Annotated in this window: 1 protein-coding gene; it reads right to left on the bottom strand. The window is 72.0% G+C overall.

Features of this window, described 5'->3' with window-relative positions:
- Positions 1-786, bottom strand: a 786-nt coding sequence (locus GKQ77_RS33040; protein ID WP_219692826.1) for an ABC transporter permease, incomplete at its 3' end; no start/stop codon positions are given.
- Between the last annotated feature and the right edge of the window lie 93 nt (positions 787-879).

The following is an 879-nucleotide window of genomic DNA, read 5'->3' as shown; positions in this document are numbered from 1 at the left end:
CACCAGCACCGCCATGGCGGTGGCGAGCAGCAGCAGGGAGAGGGAGGTCGCGGCCTCCGGTGAGTCCTGGAGCAGCAGATAGACCTGGAGCGGCAGGGTCTGCGTGGTCCCGGGCAGGTTGCCCGCGAAGGTGATCGTCGCGCCGAACTCGCCGAGGGCCCGCGCCCAGGTCAGCGCGGCGCCCGCGATCAGCCCGGGGGCGACCATCGGCATGGTGACGGTGAAGAACACCCGTACGGGAGAAGCGCCCAGCGAGGCCGCCGTCTCCTCGAAGCCGGGCCGCAGGCCGCCCAGCGCGCCCTCCAGGCTGATCACGAGGAACGGCATCGACACGAACGTCGCCGCGACCACCGCGCCGGAGGTGTGGAAGGGCAGCACGATCCCGAAGGTGCTCTCCAGCCAGGGCCCGAGCAGCCCGCGCCGCCCGAAGCCGAGCAGGAGCGCGACCCCGCCGACGGTCGGAGGCAGCACCATCGGCAGCAGTACGAGGGAACGTACGAACGCCTTCCCGGGAAAGTCCACCCGCGCGAGCAGCCAGGCCAGCGGCACCCCGAGCAGCAGGGAGAGCCCGAGCGCCCAGAACGACACGAGCATGGAGAGTTCCAGGGCCTGGACGACACCGGGCGCGGACAGATGCCCGCCCAGCTCGCCCCACTCGGTACGGGCGAGGATGCCGATCAGCGGCATCAACAGGAACGCGATCGCGAGCAGCGCGGGCAACGCGAGGGCGACGGGCGTCCGGGGGCGGCCGGGGGCACGGTTCCGGAGGTGGAGGCGGCGACTCATCGGCGTTCCTGGGCTAGGCGGTGTTAACGCGTACACCCCTACAGCACGGGGCAAACGGACAGGCGGGATCACCCCTGCAGCGCGGGGCAAACG

The sequence above is a fragment of the Streptomyces anatolicus genome, from assembly GCF_019400875.1.
GTDB lineage: Bacteria > Actinomycetota > Actinomycetes > Streptomycetales > Streptomycetaceae > Streptomyces > Streptomyces anatolicus.
Note: the sequence above shows the minus strand (reverse complement) of the source record. Positions and strands in the feature narration are given on the sequence as shown.